Origin of the sequence: Kitasatospora griseola, from assembly GCF_044999035.1 — a bacterium.
GTDB classification, from domain to species: domain Bacteria; phylum Actinomycetota; class Actinomycetes; order Streptomycetales; family Streptomycetaceae; genus Kitasatospora; species Kitasatospora griseola.
The window spans coordinates 1,118,543-1,141,411 of the sequence record NZ_CP173360.1 but is presented as its reverse complement, the minus strand read 5'-3'; the positions used below and the strand labels follow the sequence as shown (position 1 = coordinate 1,141,411).

Sequence of the window (22,869 nt, the reverse complement as noted above, 5' to 3'; positions counted from 1 at the left end):
GGGCCTGCGGTCAAGGCTAGGCGGTGCGGTCGGCGAAGCGGATGCCGCGGTGGGTCACCCCGACGGGTCGTCGCGGAGTCGAGCCCGGGGGTCATGCGGAGATGTCGGGGCGCCCCGTCACCGGGCCGAGGAACCGTCAGGGGAATTGTCTCAAAGTCGACTTGGAGGCAATGGTGCGCTTTGACGGCGGGGCGGTTCGGTCGTGATGATCTGCAGTCGTACTCACGCACCGGCCCCGCGGAATGGGCGCGGGGATTTTCTGCCGCGCGCCGGGCGCGCGAGCTGCGGGGGAACGGTGGGGAGCGGCGCGGTGGGGAGTGGCGTGCGGGCGCGCGGGCCGGGCTTCGGGGCGTGGGGAGCGCACGGAACCGATCGGTCGTGCTTCCTGATGAACCGTCAATTTGCCTGGTAAGTAAGCGGGACGTGTCTATTCCGCTTATTATTCGGCCAAACGAGGAGTGCGCGGGACCGAATCGGTGAACTTGCTGCGGGGGTTCGGCGTGCCTTCCTGACGACGAGAGCAGGGCATGACCCAGACAGAACAGGAAACCCGAGCGCCCGCGCCCCGCGCGGGCCGGCGGACGGCCGGGCGGGCCGCCGCCGTGGTGGCGGCCCTCGCCGCCACCGCAGCCGTCACCGCGCCCTCCGCCTCGCCGGTGACCGCCGAAGGTTCGGTGACGGTCCAGGTGGTGCGGACGGTCGACGAGAGCGGAACCTGGTCCGGACCGGCGCTGGAGCCGGGCATGGCCGGAGTGACGGTCACCCTGACCGGCGACGACGGCGCCATCAGCACCGCGGTCACCGCCGCCGACGGCACCGTGACGCTGAAGCCCTCCAAGGCGACGGCGAGCGGCAAGTACCGCGTCGAGGTGGTCAATCCGAAGCCGGGCGTGCTGTTCCCGGCCTTCGCCTCCCGCGAGGGCCTGCCCGGCGCGCCGGACAAGCTCAGCAGCAACGAGGAGTTCGTCGACCTCTCGGCGGGCAAGCACGCCGCCCTGACCACCGGCTTCTGGAACCCGGCCGACTACTGCCAGCAGAACGCCCCGCTGGCCACCGCCTGCCAGCCGGCCTCCCTGGACCCGGCGAGCGGCCGCACCCTGCTGACCTTCCCGTACCGCTCCCGGGGCGTGAACCAGGACGTCACCAACATCGCCAACACCGGCGACACCGGCAACGTCTTCGGCATCGCCTGGAACCGCGACGACCGGCGGCTGTTCAGCTCCGCCCAGGCCAAGCGCGCCACCGTGTACGGCTCCGGCGGACCGGGCGCGATCTACGTCACCGACCCGGCGACGAAGACCACTTCGCTGTTCACCGTCGTCCCGAACGCCGGCAGCACCGCGCACGCCGGCAACGCCCAGGACGACGCGTTCGTCGCCCCGGTCGGCAAGGAGAGCCTCGGTGGGCTGAAGCTCTCCGAGGACGGCCGCGACCTGTACGTGGTCAACCTCCACGACCGGAAGCTGTACCGGTACGACGCCACGGCGAAGACGGTGGAGAAGCCCAAGGCCGTCTACCCGATCCCGACGCCGGACTGCCCGTCGGCGGACGACTGGCGGCCGTTCGGCCTCGGCATGCAGGACGGCGTCGGCTACGTCGGCGGCGTCTGCTCCGGCCAGTCGACGCAGAAGATCGGCGACCTGCGGGCGATCGTCCTGCCGTTCGACCCGGCCACCGGGACGTTCGAAGCGGCCGTCCTCGACCAGCCGATCGACTACCACGGCACGCCGGCCGGGAACGCCTGCGGCGGCTACTTCTGGTACCCCTGGCAGGACACCGTGCCGATGGCGAACGGGCAGGTCTGCGGCCTCAACCCGGAGCCCGAGCTCGGCGAGATCGGCTTCGAGACCGACGGCTCCATGCTGCTCTCGTTCCGCGACCGGTACGCCGACCAGGCCGCCGCCGCCCCGCCCGAGGGCCCGCTGCCGAACGGCTTCGTCTACGTGCTCGCCTCGGCCGACCTCAACAAGGCCTGCAAGTCCGGCGACGCCTACGTCATGGACGTCAACCTCGGCTGCGGGATCACCACCAAGGGCAAGGGCTTCTTCAACCTGAACCGCCCCGCCCCGGTCGGCCACCCGTACGCGTCGTTCGCGGGCATGGCGCTGTCCAAGGTGGAGAACTCCATCGCCACCTCCGGATACGACGTCTCCAACCACATCGTCACCGCCGGCACCATGTTCACCCTCCGCAACGGCGGGATCGACCCGGGCTTCGGCAACGAACTGTCCAACGGCACGTCCCGCTTCGGCAAGGGCGCGGCGATGGCCGACCTCGAAGTGCTCTGCGACAAGGCGCCGCTGCAGATCGGCAACCGGGTCTGGTACGACCCGGAGCGCTCGGGCCTCCAGCTGCCGCAGCAGAAGCCCGTTCCGGGCGCGACCGTGAACCTGTACGACGCCGACGGCAAGAAGGTCGGTACCGCGAAGACCACCGCGCGGGGTGAGTACTACTTCGACAACACCAACGTCACCGGCGGGCTCAAGCCGAACACCAAGTACACGATCCGCCTGGACGACCCGGCGGACTACGCCAAGGGCGGCCCGCTGTACCACTGGGTCCCGACCAAGGCGAACGTCGGCGACAACAAGGCGATCGACTCCGACGGCACCGTCCCCAAGGGCGGCACCTACGTCGAGCGCGCGCTCACCACGGGCGGCCCGGGCCAGAACGACCACACCTTCGACTTCGGGTTCAGCCAGCAGCAGGGCGCGCTGCGCCTGGTCAAGCACGATCAGGACGGCAAGCCGCTGCCCGGCGCGGTGTTCCAGCTGTGGCGCGAGACCAACGGCACCGACGGCCTCCAGACCGACGGCGACAAGGCGGACACCAAGGTCGGCGACCCGTGCACCACCGGCGACAACGGCACCTGTGCCAGCAATGTCGACAAGGGCACGTACTACTGGCAGGAGGTCACCCCGCCCAAGGGCTACCAGACCCCCGAACAGCCCGTCCTGGGACCGATCGTGCTGGACGACGAGCACCTGGACGACGGCATCAGCACCACCGCCGTCAACAAGCTGATCCCGCCGCCGCCCACCACCCCGGCACCCACTCCGCCGGCGACGCCCACTCCGGCGCCGCCGCAGCCGTCGGGCGGCCTGGCCTTCACCGGCATGGACGACACCGCGCTGACCTGGACCGTGGTCGGCGGAGCGGTCCTGCTGGTGGTCGGCACCGGAATCCTGATCGTCGCCCGGAAGCGCCGCACCAACTGACGCACAAGCACTGACGCTTGAGCACTGATGCCCGAGCACCGACGCGCGACCGAGGGGCCCCGGGATACTCTCCCGGGGCCCTTCCCCGAGCACCGTCCGTCCCGCACCGAGGAGCGACACACCCCGATGGCATCCGAGAAGAAGCGCCCGTCCCGCCGCAGCCTGATCGTCACCGCCGTGGCGGCGGCCGTGCTCGCGGGCGGCGGGGTGACGGCCTGGCAGCTGGTGGGCGACGAGGAGGAGAGCCGTCCGCTGTCCACCGAGGAGGCGTCCCGGCTGGCGCTGTCCCGGCTGAAGGTCTACCAGGCCAGCCCGCTGCGGGTGACGTTGAAGGCGCAGGAGGGCAACGGCATGGTGGTCGAGGTGCAGGGCGTGGTGGACTACCGCAGCAAGCACGCGGCGGGCAGCTACACCGTCAGCGGCAAGAACGGCACCATCGACCAGGGCCTGGTGGTGTGGGACACCGGCGGCCTGGGCCTGGCCAAGGCGCCCGCGGACGCGAGCGGCCCGGCCTGGGAGCAGGCCGAGCACGTGCCGCGGGCCGGCTGGTCCTCGCGCAGCTACGGCACCGACCCGCTGGACGCCGGGCTCCAACTGCTGATCCAGCTGGGCGCGGACCGGCCCGACAACCCGCTGCTGCTGGTCCAGTCCGGGCCGCGCTGGCTCGGCCGGGACCGGATCGACGGCCGCGACTACGACCGGATCGCCGGCCCGCGCTCCCGCGACGCCGCCGACAAGGACACCGGCGCCACCTCGCCGATCACCTACTGGCTCGACGGCGACGGCGGCCTGCGCCGGGTCACCATGCGGATGGCCGGCCTCGGCACCCCGACCACCCTGGAGATCGGCGGTCAGGACGCCGGGGCCAAGCTCCCGGAAGCGCCCTGGGCGACCGCGGGCTGAGATGCCGTCAGACCGCGGCGGGCAGCGGGTAGCTGTCCGGGTCGACCTTGCCCGGCAGGTCCACGGCGGGGACGGCCGGGGCGTTCGGGTCGGCCATCGACGGCTGCGCGGGCGGCACCGGCACGGCGTTGAACGCCATCCCCGGCGGGGCCTGCACCCCGGCGGCCCGGCCCGGCGGGACCTTGCCGCCGCCGCTCGCCCCACATGCGGCCAGCTGCTCCAGGTCGGCGGGGCTCTGGGTGCCCGGGCCGTTGCCGGAGAAGCAGTTGCCCGGGTCGACGGCCGAACTGACCAGGTCCACACCGTTGCCGGTGGCCCGGTTCCCGGTCACCCGGTTGCCCGACGCGGGGTGCCCCGGCGGGTCGGTGACCACGACGCCCGCCGCCCGGTTGCCCTGGACGAGGTTGCGCTCGACCCGGTTGTCGGTGCCGCCGCCGATGCCGATCCCGATGCCGAAACCGCCGTCGGCCTGCTGCGGCGAGTCCGCCGAGTTGTTGTTCGCGACCACGTTGCCGGCGATCACCGCGGCGTGCTGCGGGGCCAGCGACTCCAGGTCGTTGGAGTTGACGGTCACGCCGACCCGGTTGTTCACCGCCCGGTTGCCCACCACGGTGAGGTTCTCCGAGGCGTTGGTGATCTCGATGCCGACCGCGTTGCGCTCCACCGTGTTGCCCCGCACCAGCGTGTTGCACGGCTTGCACTGGCCGACGTAGATCCCCGAGTCGGCCATCCCGGACGCGTACGAGTCCTCGATGATCCCGTCCCGCGCGTCGAACGCGTAGATGCCGTACAGCGCGTTCCCGTACGACGTCACCTTGCTCGCCCGGAAGCCCTGCACCGCCGGGAACCGGGTGGTGTCCAGCGGGTCGTACGCGGAGCCGCCCGCGCCGTGGCGCTGCAGCTTCTCGTCGGTGACGCCGGTGAACAGCACGCCGTTGGCCAGGAAGCCCCGCACGGTGAGGTTCTCGACCACGGTGCCCGCGCCGGTCGCGGTGATCCCGTTGATCAGCTTCAGGTCGCCGTCGAAGACCACCGTGTTGCGGTCCGAACCGCGCAGCACGATCCGGGGCTTGGTGATCCGCACGCTCTCCTTGTACACGCCGGGATGCACCAGGACGAGGTCGCCCGGGTTGGCGACGTCCACGGCCCGCTGCACCGTCGGGACGTCCTCGGGCACCTGGATTACCGTGCCCGGCGGGTGGCGGTCGGCGGACGTCGACGCCGACGAGGAACAGGCGGCCAGCGCCGGCAGCAGCAGGCCCAGTGCCACGAGGCCGGCCCGGAACCGGCGCGGACCGGTCCGACGGCGCATCAACGGGTGGAAATCATGGAGGAGTTGCATGAAACGTGTTCTATCGTCTCCAATAGCGGCCATGCACATCGAATCGGGGAACCCGCAGGACGCCGCCGCCACTGCCCGGCCCCGGATCGGCCGTCGGGCGCTGCTGTCGGCCGGCGCCGTGCTGGCCGCCGGGGCGGGCGCCGCGACCGCCACCGCCTTCGGCCGCAACCCCGGGCCCGCGCCGGCCGCCGCGCCGCCCGCCCCGATTCCGCACCACGGCGCGCGACAGTCCGGCCTGACGTACCGCCAACTCCCCGCCACCAGGCTGCTGGCCCTCGACCTGCCGGCCTCCGTCGACCGCGAGGCGCTGCGCGGCCTGCTCGCCGGCCTCGACAAGGTGCTCGCCGCCGCGTCCGACGGCAGCCTCGCCGACCCGCGACTGGCCGCCGCCCCGATCTCATCGCTGGTCGCGATCGGCCCCGCACTGGCCGCCCGGCTGAAGCTCGACGCGCCCGCCGAACTCGCCGAACTCCCGGCCTTCCCCGGTGACCGGCTCGACGAGAAGCGCGGCGGCGGCGACCTGCTGCTCCAGGTCTCGGCCGAACAGCCCTGGACCACCGGCGTCCTGACGGAGCATCTGCTCGCCGCCGCCAAGCCCTTCGGCGCTTCGTCCCGATGGAGCCAGGCCGGCCTGCTGCCGCCCGTCCCCGACGGCGAGACCCCGCGCAACCTGTTCGGCTTCAAGGACGGCAGCGCCAACCCCGACCCCGCCGACCCCGGCCTCTGGCACTCCGACGGCACCATCCTGGTCTACCGCCGGATACGCATGGACAGCGCCGCCTTCACCGCGCTCCCGACCGACCGTCAGGAACTGGCGATGGGCCGCCGCCTCGCCTCCGGCGCCCCGCTCACCGGCACCGCCGAGCACGACGACCCCGACATCTACATCAAGCACCCCGACGGCTCCTACGTCATCCCCGCCGACGCGCACGTCCGCCTCAGCAGCCCCCGCCTCGACGGCGGCGCCCGGATGCTCCGTCGCGGCTACTCCTACGACGACGCCCCCGACGACCGGGGCCTCCTCTTCTGCGCCTTCATGCGTGACCCCGCCCTCTTCACCCGCGTCCAGAACCGCCTCGCCGGGAACGACGCCCTCAACCCCTTCCTCACCCACAACGCCTCCGCCGTCGCCTGGGTCCTCCCCGGCTCCCAGCCCGGCCGGCCGTTGGGTGCGGCCCTCTGAGGTCCTCGGTACCCTGGGGCCGCCGATCCGGGAACGTGCGCAACTACCGCGACGGCGCCGAGATCTGACGGACCGAGGATTTGCCTGGATGGGGATGGACATGTCCGACAACGCACGCCTCTCCGGGGAAGTCCTGCTGGACGTCGGGAGCCCCGAGGAGTACCGGGCGGTCGTCCTGCGGTTCCTCGGCGACGCGCTCGGTCGCGTCGAGGTCCTGCTGAAGGCGCGGGTCGAGGAACTGGCGGACGGGAGCGCCGGGCGGGTCCACGGCGACGCGCTCACCGGCCGGATCAAGCTGTCGGCCGCGTCGCTGGAGCTCGGCGGCATGTACCAGCACCGCCCGTACAGCCCCGAGAACCTCGCCTGGCTCGCCGACCGGGCGGCGGAGGGCCGGATCGTGTCCGCGCTGGCGGAGGTCGCCGGCCAGGGCGGCATCCACGTCGACGTGGTGTGCCATCTGCGCGCGTGGCGGGACGACGCCGACGACCGGTGGGCGGTCCTGCGGATGGAGACCCCGGACTCCGGCGCCCTGGTGGACAGCATCCGCACGCTGGCCGAGCAGGTGGACCCGGTGTTCGGATCCATCGGCCACGGCGGGGACATGACCTGCACCGAACTGGAACGCGCCCTCGGCCTCCGCGATCTCGGCGACACCTACGACGACGCCCGCCGGATCCTCCGGGGCTACGACTGGATCACCGTCGTACCACGGCAGTTGGCAGCCGAACACGGCGGCGCCGCAGCGTTCGCCGGCTCGGCCCTCTCCACCGTCGACGAACTCCCGTCCGGCGCCCTCTGGCTGGCCGCCACCGAGGAGTTCACCGACTACCGCGGCTCGGCGGTGTGGGCGATGTTCCAAGCGGTGGCCCCCATGCTCCCCACCGGCCTGCCGACCCAGCGCGAGTGGCTGGGCGCGCCATCGCAGGTGAGCCCGGTCGTCCTGGAGGACGCCGAGAAGTACGGCGCGACGCGGGCGTTCGATTCCTGATCTACCGTCGGTTCCGGGCCCCGGGCCGGCGTCGCCCGACCGGTTCCGCAGGAAACGAGCGGTGCCCCGCCGCCCGGAAGGGCAACGGGGCACCGGCTGTCGGTCATTGAGTGGGTGTTACATCCAGGTGCCTGTGCTCCAAAGGGGTTGGCCGTCGAAGTTGTAGATCACCAGGTTTCCGTCGGGCTGCAGGAACATGCTGGCGTTGCTCCGCGGGCCTGTGTTCGACGTCCAGAGAGCGGTTCCGGACGTGCGACTGGCGTCCGGGTAGATGACCAGGTTGCCGTCCGACTGCAGGCACAGCACTGCGTTGGGGTAGCCGGCCTTGCCGCCCGTCCAGGTGGCGCCGGTCACCGAGCGGACGGTGAGCACGCCGCTGTCGAACGTCATGGTGGCGCGTCCGCTGGTCCAGGTGGACTTGCTGGGGTAGTTGGTGTCGTCGCTGGGGAAGAGCACGTAGCCGGGGGTGCCGGAGAGGATCGCCATCTGGTCGGTGCCCAGTGTGGTGCCCGCCCAGGTGCGGACGTCCGACACGGCGCCCGGGAAGTACACCTCGTGGTTGCCGGTGTACATGTAGTCGCCGACCCGGAAGCCGCGGTCGGTTCCGGTGACCGGGGCGTGGACGGCGGTGGCGACGCAGAGGCCGTTCACGTACAGCGCCATGATCTTCGTGGTGGCGTTGTACGTCGCGCCCAGGTGGGTCCAGACACCGGTCTGGATCAGACCTTGCGGGCCTTCGCCCCGGGCACAGTCGTAGTACCAGCCGTCTTCCCGCGTGGCCATGCAGAACCGCCACTGCTTGGTACCGGGGCCGTCGCTGAACAGCATGAACCGGGAGTTGTTGGTGCCGTCCTGGGACAGCACCACACCACCACTGACGTCGTCCGGGTTGGCCCACACCGAGACGCTGAAGTTCGTGGACGCGTTGACCGCCGGCCCGGACGCGCTCAGCACACCGGACGAGGCGGTGTTCAGGCGGACGTTCGGGGTGAACAGGCCGCGGTTGCTCCAGGTCGCGCCCGTGCTGCCGGTCAGCGTGAGGCCGCTGGCCAGGTCGGCGGTGGATGCCACTCGGCTGCCCTCGGTGCCGCCTTCGGCCAGTGCCCATTCATGGGTGGGCGGGGTGAGGGTCTGGGTGGTCTGGACGGTCAGTGCCGACCCGTTGAACAGGCGGGCGGTGACGGTGCCGGTGGGCGCGACCGACCAGAGGTCGACGGTGCCGTCGCGGTTGATGTCGGCGGCCTGGAGCACGGGGAACGCGCTGCCGGTGAAGCCGGAGGCGGCGACCTTGACCGGGGCGGTCGGGCCGTTGTCGGTGCCGAGGAAGGCATTGGTGGCGAGGTTGGTCAGTACGGTGGGGCTGTAGTACCAGAGCTGTCCGGTGGTGGCGTTGCGGGCGAACAGGGCGGGCCTGTTGTTGACCAGGGCGCTGGTGATGGTCCAGCCGGTCCAGTTGCCGGCTCCGGTGGGGTTGGCGGTGGTGAGCGGCACGCTGTTCGCGGCAAGCTCGAACGCGCCAGGGATGCCGGCCGGGCCGGAGAGTGAGAGCTGGCCGTTGATCAGCATCAGGATGCCCGGCCGGGTGCCCGGTATCTCGTTGGCGATCTGGTACAGCGCACCCGCGTTGGCGACCTGGGTGGCCTTGGCGCTGGTGTTGCTGTCGACGAAGACCGCCGAGTTGACGTTCACCTGGGAGCCGCTGTTCGGCGACAGGGGTGAGCCGTCGCCATTGCCGTAGAGGATGCTGCCGGAGCCGGTCGACGGGTTGTAGGCGAGGACGTCGTTGAAGCCCGTGCCGCTCGCGTAGCGCCCGGTGATCGCCTGGTTGCCGTTCCAGTCGGCGGCGGAGCCGGGCGCGTTGAGGCCGGTGCCCTTGGTGCCGATGTTGTCCGCGGCCGCGTTGATGGAGCGGTTGGACGCGGCGGAGGAGAGCCAGTAGCCGGACGGCAGGCCGACCTGTCCGCCGACCACGGCGAGGTCGGCTCGGCCGGTGCCGGTCAGGTCGTTCTCCGCGGCGGTGGCGGGTGCGGCCGCGTTGAAGATTAGGACCGCGGTGTTGCCGATGTTGCCGCCGGGCGAGACCGAGGTGACGGTGAGCGTGTTGACGGCCCGGGTCGGCTTGATCGACGCCGTGGCCGCGCCCGAGACGGGGGTCACCGAGGCAGGTGCCGCGCCGTTCAGCTGGTACAGGAAGCTGGACGGCGTGGCACCCGACGCGTTCGACTTGAACGTGAAGGTGGCTGCTGTACCGACCGTGTAGGTCGGGTTGGCGGGCGGGGTGATGCTCGGCGCACCGGGGACGGTGGGGTCGAAGGTGAACTTGCAGGTGGTGCTGGTGGGGCTGTTGAGGCTGCCGTCGCTGCTGTACACGTTCCAGGCGAAGGTGGTGGCCGCACCGTTCGCGGCGCTCACCAGCGTGTTGCGCGGAATGAGGAACGAGGCGGTGGTGCCCGCCGTCGCCCCCGGAGTTCCGGACGCAACCACCGTGCTGGTGCCGTCCTTGACTACCTTGAACGCGGCGTTGAGAGCACCGCCGTCGGAGTCGTTGGCATTCGCGTAGAGGGCGATGTCGCCGTTGCCGACGAGGCTGGGCGGGTTGGCCGAGCAGGAGGTGGGGGGCGAAGTGTTCAGCCCGTCGGGGGTACTCGGCGCGTGGTTGTACGTGGTGGTCATGTACATCGAGCCCGGCTGGAACTTCTTGTAGCCGTAGCTGTCCGACTCGTCAGTGGCACGCAAGCCGAGGGTGACGTTGTCCACGTTGATGTTGACGGCGGCCTGGACGGCGGCCTGGGAGTTGAAGCCGATGCCTGCGGCCGGGCAGTCGCTGCTGTAGCCGTGGGCCTCGCTCTTGGTGTCGAGCTTGTTGATCCAGCTCGTCTGGTTGTTCCAGGTGGTGCCGGAGTTGACCGCACCGGTCAACCACAGTTCGACGTTTCGGCCTCCGCAGGACGGGGCGTAGGTCTCGGTGGCATAGAAGGTGGAACTGATGATCTGCGCGCCGGACAGCTGCGACGGCATGCTCATCTGAGCGAAGGCGCGGGCGGCGAAGTACGGGGACTCCCAGCCGTTGTAGCCGACCCGCAGGCCGCTGGCGTCGGTGGTGCGCCAGTAACTCTGGTTCGGGAACGCGGAACTGACGTACGTCCAGTTCTGCAGAGAGCTACCCGCCGCGTACGACGGGTCGATGTACAGCGGCCAGACCGTGTCCTTCCCGGCGAGGAGCTCCTGGTCGGGCGCAAGCGTGATCGCGCCGTCCTGGTACTCGCTCTTCAGCCGCCCGATGCGGGCGTGCGCTCCGGGCTCAAGGTGCGAGGAGGCGGCCGGGGTACCCGACTTGGCGTCCAGCAGGATGCCGGTACGCGGATCCGGAGTGGTCGCGGCACTCGGGTCGGTGGCGGAGTCCCAGACACCCCGTTCGGGAGAGGGGGCGGAGAAGTGGGTCCTGCCGGCCTTGTCCTTGGCGGTGATGTTGCCTGCCGGGTCGATGGCGAGATCGACGCCCTTGGCGGTGGTTTTGAACGCCAGTTTCTTCAGGGCCGGGTTGGTGGCGGCGGTGGCGTCCTTGACGACGAGGACTTCGGAGAATCCGCCGAGGGTGTCGGCGGTGACCTTCAGGTCGATGCCCGGCTGGAGCGCGTACGTCGCGGTCGCACCCTCCAGCGTCGGGGCCGGTAGCTTCGTGCCGAGGTCGGCGGGCAGGTCCAGCGACATCGATGACGCACCGGACTTCATGGTCGCGAGCGGGCCGGAGCCGCCGCCCGAGAGCACCAGGTCCGTGCTCGCGAGTGTCGGACCGACGGTGCCGTCCTTGTGCCTGACCAGGGTGGCGTCGAGGCTCCTCCACTCACCGCCCTGGTAGCGGCGCACCGGCATCACGGACTGCGTGAGCGTGAACGTGCCGTCGGCGTTGGCTACCAGTTCGTCGGTGGCGGTGGTGGCGGCGTCCGCCTTGACCGCCTTGCCCGTCTGCCGGGCCAGCGCGGAGGCCTGATCGGAGGTCAGCAATTCGGTCTGCGTGGCTGGTTCAGGAACAGGAGTGGCTGCATCCGCATGTGCAGAAGTAGTGAGTGCACCGAGTGCAGCTGCAGTCAAGGCGGCGGACACCACTCCGGCCAGAAGGCGTTCAGGTAGGGCGACCGACATCGGTCTGGTCATGGTGAGTCATTTCCACTTGGGGTAAACAGCCTGGTGAGAGGAGTGTTCGATGATCAAGTGGGAGCAGCCTGCCACGACAGACGGGCATCTGGGCGGGTCGCCCGGAGGCAAAAGTCGACGGGCGGCGGATTACTGATGCTTTGCCCGATTTTTCATCTAGAGATTATGTAAAGATTTGATCAAGTATGCAGAGTTGATCCGAAACTTCAGGTGACCGGGCTGGTCGTGCACTGCCATAGTCGCTGGCGAGCCGGCATCTGCCGGGGGTGGAGGGTTGTGTCCACGCAGCCCGCAGTGGAGGGGGTTTCATTCGCATGCCCATTTTTGGCCCAACCGGCAGGGGAGGGGGCAGGGCACGGGGCCTGCCCAAACCGCCCAGATTGAGGGGGCTGGGGACGCTGACGGCCGCGGCCTTGATCGCGTCCCTGGTGGCAACGCCCGCGTTTGCCGCATCGTCCGGCCCAAGCAAGCCCGGTGTGCCGGATGGAGCGCCGGTGAAGGGGGTGAAGTCCCTCGGTGCGAAGAAGATCGACGTGCCGGGCGATGCGCAGCGAGTGTTCACCCCGAAGGCGACGGCATGGCCGAAGGCCGCGTCGGGACAGGCGAGCCTGAAGGGCAAGCCGGAAGGCACGAAGGCGCAGGTCACCGGAACCCCGGTTTGGGTGAAGGCCGGCAAGCAGTCGTCTGACTCCGGCGTGGACGTCAAGGTCCTCGACCACACCAGGAGCACCCAGCTCGGCGTCTCGGGCACGGTGTTCACGGTGGACAGCGGTGACGCGCACGGGATCGTGCGCGTCGGCGTCGACTACTCGTCCTTCGCGGAGGCGTTCGGCGGCAACTACGCCTCGCGGCTCCAGTTGGTGTCGCTGCCGGCGTGCGCGTTGACGACGCCCGAGGTGGCGGCGTGTCAGGTCCAGACGCCGCTGGTCACGGACCGCGATGTGAGCGCCAAGTCGGTCTCGGCCGAGATCGATCTCGGTACGTCGGCTCCGACCGGTCAGGCGGCCCGAGCGGCATCCGCGCCTCTGGTGCTGGCCGCTTCGGCCTCAACTGACACCGACGGAGCGGGCTCGTACGCTGCGAGTGCGCTGAGCCCCAGCGGGACGTGGACCGGTGGCGCATCCTCCGGCTCGTTCACGTACTCGTATCCGGTGGTGACGCCGGAGTCCTCGACGACCTTGGCGCCGAAGCTGTCGCTCAGCTACAACTCCGCGTCGGTGGACGGGAAGACCGCCAGCACGCAGGCACAGGCGTCATGGGTGGGCGACGGTTGGGCGGCCCCGGACTCGTTCATCGAGCAGACCTTCACGTCATGCTCCGAGGAACCGGAGGGTTCGGCCGCGCCGAAGGCGACCGGCGACCAGTGCTTCGCGGGTCAGATCCTGACGATGTCACTGGACGGTTCCTCGACGGCTCTGGTGTGGGACAAGGACAAGGGTACGTTCACAGCCGCCAACGACGACGGTTCGAAGGTCGCGCATGTCACAGGGGCGAACAACGGGACGGGGACGTATAACACGGACTACTGGACGCTGACGGACCGTCTGGGCACGACGTACTACTTCGGGCGCAACCAACTGCCGGGCTGGTCGTCAGGCAAACCGGTCACCAACTCCGTCGACTCGATGCCCGTCTACTCTGCGCACGCGGGCGATCCGTGTTACAAGTCCTCCGGGTTCGACGCCTCGGTGTGCACGATGGCCTACAAGTGGCACCTGGACTACGTGAAGGACGTCCGCGGTGGTGCGATGGCGTACTACTACACGCAGGACAGCAACTACTACGGGCAGAACAACGGGGCGTCGAACACGAAGTACGTGCGCGACTCGTACCTGTCTCGGATCGACTACGGCTTCCAGGACGGCGGCGCGTACGGCACCGTTCCGGACCAAGTGGTGTTCACGCCTGGCTCGCGCTGTGTGGCGGCGACCTGCGATCCGATCTCGGCGGCGAACAATGCCACCCAGTACCCGGACGTGCCGTTCGACCTGATCTGCAACCAGGGTGCTACCTGCACGCCGAAGTCGCCGTCGTTCTTCTCGACGGCGCGGTTGAAGCAGATCACCGCTCAGCAGTGGGATGTTGCGCTGTCGAAGTACCGGGCCGTCGACACGTACGACCTCGCGCAGACCGAGCCTCCCACAGGTGACGGCACGTCGCCGACCCTGTGGCTGAACTCCATCACGCGCACGGCGAGCGACGTTTCCGGCGGTGGCACGGGCACAGTTCCGCTGCCGCCGGTGAAGTTTGCGGGCACCACGATGCAGAACCGCGTCGACACCGCGAACTATCCGGGCATGTTCCGTTACCGGCTGACCTCGATCACCACTGAGATGGGCGCGGTCACCGGCATCACCTACGGCCTGCCCAACCCCTGCACCGCAGCGTACGTAGCCTCGGCCAACGCCTCGACCAACACCAACTCCTGCTACCCGGTGCGGTGGACGCCGAAGTTCTACACGGCGCCGATCACCGACTGGTTCCACAAGTACGCGGTCACCCAGGTCCTGGAAGCGGACAAGACGGGTGGCGCGCTGCAGAAGGCCACCAGCTACGAGTACGGGGGCGGCGCGGCCTGGCACTACGACGACAATGAGATCGTGAAGGCCAAGGACCGCAGCTGGGGCCAGTTCCGCGGCTATGCGACCACCACCGTCCGGACCGGCGATGGCACGACCAGCAATCCGAAGACCAAGAACGTCACCGCCTTCTACCGGGGCATGGACGGCGACTACCTCACCCCGACCACCACTCGAACAGTCACGTTGACCGATTCGCAGGGCGGTGTGCACTCGGACAGCGATCGGCTCAGCGGGATTCCTCTGGAGGCCACCGCGTACAAGGGCGACGGCGGCAACGTCGACAACTCGACGATCACGTCCTACTGGGTGTCTTCGGCCACTGCCAGCCGCAGCCGGACGGGTCTGCCAACGTTGACCGCCAACACGGTCAAGCCGGTGGAGGTCCTGACCCGGCAGGCGGTCGGCTCCGGCTGGCGGTACACCGAGACGGACAGCAGCTACTATGCCGCTGTAGGCGATGTCAACTTCGGTCTGCTGAAGGCTACTTACACCCACACTGTCCCGGCGAATCCGGTGTACGACAGCTGCACTGTCACCACGTACGCACCGGCGAACACGGCGAAGAACCTGGTGGGTCTGGTGGCCTCACAGGAGACGGACTCGGTGGCCTGCTCCGGCTATACGGCCGGCGCGAAGCCGTCCGTTCCAGGATCGTTCAACACTCTTGAGGCGCCGTCGTCGGTGAACCGCCCGGCGCAGGTCGTCTCCGCGATCCGGACGTTCTATGACGACGCCACTTACAACACCGCCTTCCCACAGACCAACGCTCCGAGCGTCGGCAACGTGACCATGTCGCAGCAGGCGGCGGACTATGCGAACGGGTCGTTCTCCTGGCAGACCGTCAAGCGGGCGACCTACGACGGCTACGGCCGCCAGCTGGCCGGATACGACGGCAATGGGAACCTCAGCACCACTGCCTATTCCGTGAACTCCGTCGGTCTGACGACCGCTCAGTCTGTCACCAACGCAAAGGGGCAGGCGGTAAGCAACTCGCTGTCTCCGGCACGCGGACTGCGTCTTACGTCGACCGATGCCAATGGCGTTGTCACGACCGTTCGCTACGACGCGCTGGGTCGGCCGACTGCTGTGTGGCAGAACTCTCGGGCGACGAGCGACAAGGCGAACCTCCTGTTCTCGTACACGGTGTCGCAGGCCGGGGTGTCGGGGACCAGAACGCAAGCGCTGAACGACTCCAGCGGCTACGTGGACACCTACACGGTGTACGACTCGCTCGGCCGGAAGCGGCAGACTCAGGCATCGACGCCGAAGGGCGGACGTCTGATCACGGAGTCGTTCTTCGACTCGCATGGTTGGGCGTGGAAGACCAGCAATGGCTACTGGGATCCGGACAATTCGCCGTCCCTGTCGGTGGGGTCGGTGCAGGACTCGAAGATTCCGAACCAGGTCGTGTCGACACTCGACGGTCTGGGCCGTGCGGTGGTGTCCACTTCGTACCAGTACTCGCAGGTCAAGGAGGTCACCACCACGGTCTACGGCGGTGACCGCATCACTGTGGTGCCGCCGACCGGCGGTACCGTGAAGAGCACGGTGACCGACCCGCTGGGGCGCACGGTCGAGTTGGACGACTACACCGCCCGCCCGACCGTGAACACCCCGGCGAACACGTTCACCGGTGACTTCACCCTGAGCGGCGGCACGAGCCAGGCGATCACCTACGGCTTCGACGGCCACGGCAAGCAGAACACCGTCACCGCAAACGGCTCCACCTGGACGACGACGTACAACCTGCTCGGACACGCGGTCGCCAAGAGCGACCCCGACGCGGGCGCCAGCACCATGCAGTACGACGCCGTGGGCAACCTCGTCCAGAGCACCGACTCGCGCGGAAAGAGCGTCAGCACCACCTACGACGCGCTGAACCGCAAGACCGGCACGTACGCCGCGACGCTGGCCAACAGGAGCGCCGCGAACCAGACCGCCTCGTGGGTGTACGACAACGACAACAACGTCGCCGGCGTCACCAATGCCGTCGGCCAGGCCACCACCGTCACCTCCTACGACGGCGGCCAGCCCTACGTCACCCAGGCCACCGGGTTCACCACGATGGGCAGGTCGAAGGGCGAGACCATCACCATCCCCTCCGCCACGGAGGGCGCCCAGCTCGGCAAGTCCTACACGTTCAAGCACGACTACAGCGCCATCAAGGGCCTGCCGCTGGGCGACACCTCGCCCGCCGGCGGCGGTCTGCCGCTGGAGACCGTGACGCGCACGTACGCCACCGCGTTCGACCTGCCCAACGGACTCGGCATCATCGGCGGCATCGGCTACACCCAGGGCACCACGTACGACGCCCACAGCCGGGTCGAGCAGACCACGCTCGGCATGGACACGAACCTGGCGTACATCACCAACACCTACGACCCGCACACCGGCAAACTCACTGACCAGCTCGTCTCCCGCTCCAACACCGGTGTGGCGAGCGACGTCGACAAGCAGCACTACGACTACGACCAGGCCGGGAACATCACCCGCCAGACGTCCACCCGTCTCGGTGCGACCACCGAGACGCAGTGCTACACCTACGACCAGCTCGACCGCCTCACCCAGGCCTGGACCGCCACCGACTCCTGCGCGGCCGTCCCGACCGCGCTCAACCACTCCCAGGTCGGCGACGCGATCAGCGGCGGCGCGTACTGGACCGAGTGGAGCTTCGACCCGCTGGGCAACCGCACCAAGCAGACCGAGCACTCCACCACCGGCGGCGCCGACACCACCACCACCTACACCTACAACGGCAACAACGCGGGCCAGGCACACACCCTGACCTCCACCAGCAACGGCTCCAGCTACTCCTACGACACCGCCGGCAACACCACCAAGCGCACCACTCCCGCCAACGGCACACAGACCCTCACCTGGGACGACGCTCACCGCCTCAGCAAGGTCAGCGGACCGGCGGGCGACACCAAGTACGTCTACGACGCCGAAGGCAAGGTCCTGCTCCAGAAGGACCCCGGCTCGACCACCCTCTACCTGCCGGGTGAGCAGATCACCCTGACCGGAACCACGGTCAGCGGCGTCCGTTACATCCCCCTCCCGGGCGGCGGCACCGCCGTCCGCACCGGCGCCGGAACCAACTACAAGTTCGAGATCGCCGACCCGCACGGCACTGCCGGCCTGGCGCTCGACAATACGTGCCAGACTCCGACCTGGCGTCAGTTCACCCCGTACGGTGCCTCGCGCGGAGCGGCCGTGGCCTGGTTCGACAACCGTGGCTTCCTCAACAAGCCCACAGACACCACCACCGGCCTCACCACCCTGGGGGTCCGCCAGTACGACCCGCTTACCGGACGCTTCATCAGTCCGGACCCACTGTTCGACACGACGGATTCCCAGCAACTCGGCGGCTACACCTACGGGGCGAGCAACCCGCTCAGCCGCGTGGACGCCGACGGCCTCTATGGAGACTGGTGCGTCACCGCCAGCTGCGTCGAGGAGACCGGTGGATCGAACACGGCGGCCACCAGCAGGCCGAATGCACCCGCGCCCGGAAACGGGACCAAGTCCCAGGAGGACGTTGCGAACGAGCCGCACCCGGACGTGCGCCCGACCCCCAAGGGGAAGGGCGGCGACAAGCCGAAGAAGCCCGCCAAGAAGCACTGGTATGACGGCATAAAGTCCGGTCTCGAGGAATTTGCCCACCAGTACCTGCCGCACACCGAGGGCTTCTGTCTGACAGGTGGATTCGCGGTCGGATACGCAGCCAGCGCGAGTGTTTGTATTGTCTCGGTAAAGGGCCCGGACGGGGAAAGGCATTCGGCGCTGACCAGCACGGTCAGTCCTATCGGGCTCGGAGGGGTCGGAGTCAACTATGGTGGCGACATGCTCTTCTCCAATGCGGACGACCTGGCTCAACTGGAAGGGTGGGGCGGGCAATTCGATTTTACCGCCGGTGAGGGAATGCTGCTTCACGAATCCATTGGTACAGGAGGGTCGATAAATAGTCACGGCGGAATGGTCTATACCGGCCAGATAGGTCTGGCTGGCGGTTATGACTATCTTCCGCCAGGGCTTCCGATTTCGATGTCGGGTGGGGCTGGAAAAACCGACGTATTGTACCGGTTCAACTAGAACATGTGGAGCGGGAATCATAGAGCGCCGGGGCTGCATCGACATGCAGCCCCGGCGCCCGACTGTCCTGGTGATACAATTCACCGGCCTCGACCTGCCTCGCCAGGAAAGCGGGAATCATCATGCACCACTTGCTCATATCTGCGCCGTCGGAATCAGCCGTGGGGGAGTATATTCCCATGGCCTTCACTGGTGTCGTGTTCTTGACGATTGGAATTGTTTTCATCACTGCCTCGGAGCGCATTGCAGAATTTTGGAGATTGCGACTCAAGGATGTCTCGCCGGACCGTGCGCGAAAAATCTCCGCGGCATCGATGATGGCCCCAGGATTTTTCTTTACCGTCTTCGGCGTCGGGCTCATCGGTTGTGCTGCCTACTTTATTATTCGATGAAGTAAAAGCGACCGCGAGGGTCTGCAATAGGCATTTGTTGTCGGCGAGCGCCGACGCTCGGAACTTTCTGCTGGGATATGTTGGCGAGGGTGCTGCCCCCCAGATCCACCGGCCAATTGCCGTTCCAGGGGGCATGCACAGGTAGTCCCAGACGAGCACGATCGAGCCGCCGAGCCGGATGTGCGCCCTGACCAGCAGGTCGCGTCGGCCGATGCCCTTCGGCTCGCCCTTGCGGCCCCAGCCCCGCGCGCGCGGCGGCGTCATCGAATGCCCGGCCTCGTCCTCAAAAGACGATCCAGCCGTCGCACGCCGCCGCGGTGCTCTTACCTGGGGCCAGATCTACTTCTCCCATACCTCGACCGCCGAGTCGTCGCGCTCGATCGCCCGGCGGGCGGGCTGCTGCCACGACCAGCCGTGCCGCTTGAGCAGCTGCCACGCGCCCTCGACCGTGTAGGAGATCCGGAACAGCCGACCGATCAGCGTCTTGATCCGCGCGAGCGTCCACCGCGGGTCTGCATCTGTCAAGGAAGTCGGTAGTACTGAACTTGATTGGGTGATGTCGGTCAGCCGTCCATGATCAGGCCGGTGCCGACGAGGCAGCCGTCGACGAGGTCGGGGTGGTGCTGGATCTGTTTGAGCCGGTGCTTCACGGCTCGGGTGATCTGGCCGAGGTCGGCGGCGGCGAGGTTGCCGATGTCGCGTTTGACCAGCGACCAGATGCCCTCCTGTGGGTTGAGGTCCGGCGCGTAGGTGGGCAGCTGGAACACGGTGAGCCAGTCGGAGTTCGCGGCGATGAACTCCCGCAGCGGCTTGGTCAGGTGGAGGCGGACGTTGTCCCAGACCAGTACGATCGGGCCGCCGAGCTGGATCCGGGCGCGGACGATCAGGTCCCGGAAGTCGCGCCAGCCGAAGCCCTTCGGCTCGTCCTTGCGGCCCCGGTACTCGCGAATGCGGTAGATCAGCCGGGACCGTTCGCCGGGTTTGTAGCAGGTCATGCCCGCCATCGACACCCGGCCGGAACCCCGCCCCCGGACTCGAACGACGGGGGTCCGGCCGATCCGGCCCCATGTCCTGGCGCGCGGCGGCGTCATCGACTGCCCTGCTTCGTCCTCGAAGACGATCCAGGCTCCGAGGGCCGCCGCACAGCTTTTACCCGCGGCCAGGTCTCCTTCTTCCACACCTCGACCGCCGCGTCGTCGCGCTCGATCGCCCGGCGGGCGGGCTGCTGCCACGACCAGCCGTGCCGCTTGAGTAACTGCCACGTGCCCTCGACCGTGTAGGAAACGTGGAACAGTCGGCCGATCAGCGTCTTGATCCGCGCGAGCGTCCACCGCTGATCCGCCCAGCCGTGGGCGAGCGGGCCACGCTCCAACTCCCTCTCCAGCCTGGCAATCTGGTCCGGGCCGAGTCTCGGGCGGCCTGGTGAGCCCTTCGACTGGAGGCCGGCCTCGCCCCGCTCGCGCCAGGACCGGCGCCACCGCTCGACCGACCGCTCGCTCACCCGCAGCGCGACAGCGATCTCCCGGTTCTTCTGCCCGCCCTCGAAGCGTTCCACGGCCTGCAGCCGGATCCGCTCCCGCGCGGCCCTCTCGGCGTCGGTCAGCCCGCCGCCCTGCGCGTACCTCACGAACCCAGAGCTACCGGAGCCCACCCACCACTGTCAGGCGAACGGCTCCGACATCACCCAATCAAGTTCAGTAGCACCTGGCACTACAAGGAGGTTTCCGACTCAGGGTCGGGCATTGAGATCGTCCTGCCGGACTTCTATAAGCCTGGTAGTTCATGTGATATCGAACCGCTCTTCGAGAAGTCGGGGGAGCGAGTGGACAGCCTGACGCCCACCAGCGGGCCGGCACCGGCCCGTCCGTTCCGCAGGCAGTGAGATCTGCACACCGACTGATGTGCCGATCGGACACCCTGTCAGGCCTGTTCGTGGTGGATCGGCCCCCTGGTGGTGGTGAGGGGCAGGCAGGTGCCGCCGCGGGTGTGGGCGACGAGTTCGGCGGCGATGGAGACGGCTGTCTCCTCGGGGGTGCGGGCGCCGAGGTCGAGGCCGATGGGGGAGTGGAGGCGGGACAGTTCGGCGGTGGTGAGGCCGGCTTCGCGGAGGTGGGTGAGGCGGTCGTGGTGGGTGCGGCGGGAGCCCAGGGCGCCGACGTAGGCGAGGGGGAGGCGGAGGGCCCGTTCGAGGAGGGGGAGGTCGAACTTGGCGTCGTGGGTGAGGACGCAGACGGCGGTGCGGGCGTCGAGCCGGGGGGCTTCGGCGTCGAGGTAGCGGTGGGGCCAGTCGACGACGATCTCGTCCGCGTCGGGGAACCGGCGGCGGGTGGCGAAGACCGGGCGGGCGTCGCAGACGGTGACGCGGTAGCCGAGGAACCTGCCGATGCGGGCGAGGGCGGCGGCGAAGTCCATGGCGCCGAAGATCAGCAGGCGCGGGGGCGGGACGTAGGACTCGACGAAGACGGTGGCGTCGCCGACCGGCAGGAGGCCGGTGCGGCCGGCGGCCAGCATGGCGCGGGTCTCGCCGACCACCGGGTGCGCGAGCGGGAGGGCGCCGTACGAGGCCTCGGGGGTGACGGCGAGGGTGCGGCCGAGCAGGGCCGGCGGCCCGTCGACGATCCGGGCCACCGCGACGGGGACGCCGGAGGAGACCAGGCGGACGGCGGCGTCCAGGCCGGGGGAGGTGCCCGGGACGACGGGGTGGACGAAGACGTCGAGGGAGCCGCCGCAGGTCAGGCCGACGGCGAAGGCGTCCTCGTCGCTGTAGCCGAAGTGTTCGAGGACGGGGGTGCCGGAGGCCAGGGCCTCCTGGCAGGACTCGTACACCGCGCTCTCCACGCAGCCCCCGGAGATCGAGCCGACGGCCTCGCCGTACGCGTCGACGGCGAGCGCCGCGCCCGGGCCGCGCGGGGCGCTGCCGGAGGCGCGGACCACGGTGGCGACGGCGAAGGGGCGTCCGGTGGTGTGCCAGTCGTGGAGCTGCGCGGCGATGTCCTGCACGAAAGGTGCTCCCTCCGGGTGGCTAGATGAATGATGCGAAGGGTTAGTGGTCGTAGGCGGTCAGCGAGCGCATGACGGGCTGACCGGTCCGGTCGTTGTGCCAGATCGCCGAGGTCAGTGCGAGGATGCGTTGCAGGACACGGACCATCACCCCGGCCGGCGTGCGGCCCTGGTGGCGTTCGAGGTCGAGTTGGGCCTTGAACGTCTGGTTGACCGACTCGATGATCTGCCGCAGCGGCTTGAACAGCCTGGCTCCGGCCCGCTCGGGTTCGCCCTTGCGGGCCGGGCGGAGCAGGTGGACGCCCCACTCGGCGAGTTCGTGTTCGAAGGCGCGGCCGTAGTAGTGCCGGTCGCCGATCAGGGTCTGGCCCGGTCGGGAACCGGCCAGGTCGGGTTCGGCGTGGAGGATGCCGAGCAGGGTCTGGCGCTCGTCGGCCTTCGCGCCGGTCAGCGCGAACGCGACGGGCAGGCCGTGCAGGGTGCACACCAGATGCAGGCGCAGACCCCAGAAGTAGCGGGAGTGGCTGGCGCAGTAGCCGTACTCGGCCCATCCGGCCAGGTCGGAGCGCTTGGCGGTCTCGCGTGAGCGCCCACATTCCACCGGGGTGGAGTCGACGACCCACACGCTGTCGGTCCACAGCGAGGTGTCGATCGCGACCAGGCGGTTGACGCGGGCGATCAGGCCGGCGGCCTTGCGCAGGCGCCGGTTGTAGCCGGACTGCCCGGGCAGGTACGGGAACAGGTGCCGCAGGCGGGCGGTGGCGTAACGGATCCAGCGGCGCTCGGAGGTGAAGCCGAGCAGGGCCTGCATCACCGCCAGGGTGACCAGTTCGGCATCGCTGAGCCGGGGCGCGATCCCGATCTCGGGTCGCCACGGCGCCAGATGGGGCGATTCCTTCAGCAGGTCGTCGGTCTTCACGTAGAGTGCGGTCGCGAGGGAGTCCAGGTCAGGCGTCACAACCGACCTTTGGACTCCCTCGCGTCATTTCATGCACGCCAGCGAGCCCTTGGCAT

The 22,869-nt window shown here is 69.0% G+C and carries 13 protein-coding genes; 6 read left to right on the top strand and 7 right to left on the bottom strand.

Annotation, left to right across the window (positions count from 1 at the left end; all coding sequences use genetic code 11):
* Nucleotides 1-527 precede the first annotated feature (527 nt).
* Together ACI1MP_RS05475 and ACI1MP_RS05470 are read left to right on the top strand one after the other, a co-directional pair.
* A complete protein-coding gene (locus ACI1MP_RS05475) occupies nucleotides 528-3,218 on the top strand; it encodes an SdrD B-like domain-containing protein (RefSeq protein WP_404867878.1) in 2,691 nt (896 codons plus the stop codon).
* Between the two features lie 126 nt (nucleotides 3,219-3,344).
* Nucleotides 3,345-4,121 (top strand): hypothetical protein, encoded by a 777-nt coding sequence (locus ACI1MP_RS05470; protein WP_404867877.1) that lies wholly within the window; start codon nucleotides 3,345-3,347, stop codon nucleotides 4,119-4,121.
* Between the two features lie 7 nt (nucleotides 4,122-4,128).
* Here ACI1MP_RS05470 and ACI1MP_RS05465 read toward each other — a convergent pair whose 3' ends face one another.
* Complete coding sequence (locus tag ACI1MP_RS05465; RefSeq protein ID WP_404867876.1) at nucleotides 4,129-5,463, bottom strand: nitrous oxide reductase family maturation protein NosD; 1,335 nt, start codon at nucleotides 5,461-5,463, stop codon at nucleotides 4,129-4,131.
* Between the two features lie 31 nt (nucleotides 5,464-5,494).
* Between ACI1MP_RS05465 and ACI1MP_RS05460 the strand changes: the two genes are divergently transcribed.
* Together ACI1MP_RS05460 and ACI1MP_RS05455 are read left to right on the top strand one after the other, a co-directional pair.
* A complete protein-coding gene (locus tag ACI1MP_RS05460; protein WP_380340206.1) occupies nucleotides 5,495-6,646 on the top strand; it encodes a Dyp-type peroxidase in 1,152 nt (383 codons plus the stop codon).
* A 100-nt stretch (nucleotides 6,647-6,746) separates the two neighbouring features.
* Nucleotides 6,747-7,634: a hypothetical protein gene (locus tag ACI1MP_RS05455; protein ID WP_404867875.1), complete on the top strand. Its 888-nt coding sequence runs from the start codon at nucleotides 6,747-6,749 to the stop codon at nucleotides 7,632-7,634.
* Nucleotides 7,635-7,751: 117 nt separating this feature from the next.
* Here ACI1MP_RS05455 and ACI1MP_RS05450 read toward each other — a convergent pair whose 3' ends face one another.
* Nucleotides 7,752-11,639 carry a hypothetical protein gene (locus tag ACI1MP_RS05450; RefSeq protein WP_404867874.1) on the bottom strand — a complete coding sequence of 1,296 codons (3,888 nt, stop codon included), beginning with the start codon at nucleotides 11,637-11,639 and terminating at the stop codon, nucleotides 7,752-7,754.
* A gap of 644 nt (nucleotides 11,640-12,283) precedes the next feature.
* Between ACI1MP_RS05450 and ACI1MP_RS05445 the strand changes: the two genes are divergently transcribed.
* Together ACI1MP_RS05445 and ACI1MP_RS05440 are read left to right on the top strand one after the other, a co-directional pair.
* Nucleotides 12,284-18,463 carry an RHS repeat-associated core domain-containing protein gene (locus ACI1MP_RS05445; protein WP_404867873.1) on the top strand — a complete coding sequence of 2,060 codons (6,180 nt, stop codon included), beginning with the start codon at nucleotides 12,284-12,286 and terminating at the stop codon, nucleotides 18,461-18,463.
* Nucleotides 18,464-18,642: 179 nt separating this feature from the next.
* On the top strand, nucleotides 18,643-18,855 hold the full coding sequence (locus ACI1MP_RS05440) for a hypothetical protein (protein ID WP_404867872.1): 213 nt from the start codon (nucleotides 18,643-18,645) through the stop codon (nucleotides 18,853-18,855).
* A gap of 339 nt (nucleotides 18,856-19,194) precedes the next feature.
* On the opposite strand, the gene ACI1MP_RS05435 is transcribed toward ACI1MP_RS05440, so the two are convergent.
* From ACI1MP_RS05435 to ACI1MP_RS05415, 5 genes are all read right to left on the bottom strand, one after another.
* Nucleotides 19,195-19,380, bottom strand: a complete 186-nt coding sequence (locus ACI1MP_RS05435) for a winged helix-turn-helix domain-containing protein (RefSeq protein WP_404867871.1) — start codon at nucleotides 19,378-19,380, stop codon at nucleotides 19,195-19,197.
* A gap of 38 nt (nucleotides 19,381-19,418) precedes the next feature.
* Nucleotides 19,419-19,946 (bottom strand): transposase, encoded by a 528-nt coding sequence (locus tag ACI1MP_RS05430; RefSeq protein WP_404867266.1) that lies wholly within the window; start codon nucleotides 19,944-19,946, stop codon nucleotides 19,419-19,421.
* The gene (locus ACI1MP_RS05425; RefSeq protein WP_404867265.1) at nucleotides 19,943-20,482 is read right to left on the bottom strand and encodes a winged helix-turn-helix domain-containing protein; all 540 of its coding nucleotides are present in this window, start codon (nucleotides 20,480-20,482) and stop codon (nucleotides 19,943-19,945) included. The genes ACI1MP_RS05430 and ACI1MP_RS05425 overlap by 4 nt, the downstream gene beginning before the upstream one ends.
* A 293-nt stretch (nucleotides 20,483-20,775) precedes the next feature.
* Nucleotides 20,776-21,855 (bottom strand): XdhC family protein, encoded by a 1,080-nt coding sequence (locus ACI1MP_RS05420; RefSeq protein WP_404867870.1) that lies wholly within the window; start codon nucleotides 21,853-21,855, stop codon nucleotides 20,776-20,778.
* A 43-nt stretch (nucleotides 21,856-21,898) separates the two neighbouring features.
* On the bottom strand, nucleotides 21,899-22,813 hold the full coding sequence (locus ACI1MP_RS05415) for an IS982 family transposase (protein WP_404867869.1): 915 nt from the start codon (nucleotides 22,811-22,813) through the stop codon (nucleotides 21,899-21,901).
* Between the last annotated feature and the right edge of the window lie 56 nt (nucleotides 22,814-22,869).